The sequence below is a fragment of the Pedococcus sp. P1_H8 genome (assembly GCF_056405175.1).
In genome coordinates, this window is the sequence record NZ_JBFUCP010000285.1 from 1 (window position 1) to 424 (window position 424).

Consider the following 424-nt stretch of genomic DNA (forward strand, 5'->3'; position numbering starts at 1 on the left):
CGGTCGAGGAGATCTGGACCGGCGACGACGCGGACGACGGCGCCGAGCCGATCGACACCGCGACGCTGCCGTGGCCGGACGAGGACGCCGTCGCCGCGGGGCTGCGCGCCAGCCCGCTGGTGCGCGGAGGCCCGAACGGCCCGCTGCGGCCGCTGCGCCTGGTCGAGTCCCCGGACGGCGAGCTGCTGTACCTGGACCGGTACTTCCGGCAGGAGCAGACGGTCCGGCGACTGCTCGACGAGCGGGCGCAGACCCATCCCGACGTCGACGAGGCCCGGCTGCGCGAGGATCTGGACGCGCTGTTCCTCGACAAGGACGGTGCGCCGACCGCGGCCCCGGACCGCCAGCGTCTCGCGGCGGCCGTCGCGGCGACCCACCGCACCTCGGTGCTGGCCGGCGGGCCGGGCACCGGCAAGACGCACAC

1 pseudogene is annotated in these 424 nt (G+C 76.7%); it reads left to right on the forward strand.

Features of this window, described 5'->3' with window-relative positions:
* Window positions 1–424, forward strand: a pseudogene (locus tag AC1DYG_RS20030) (hypothetical protein); the annotation flags it as partial.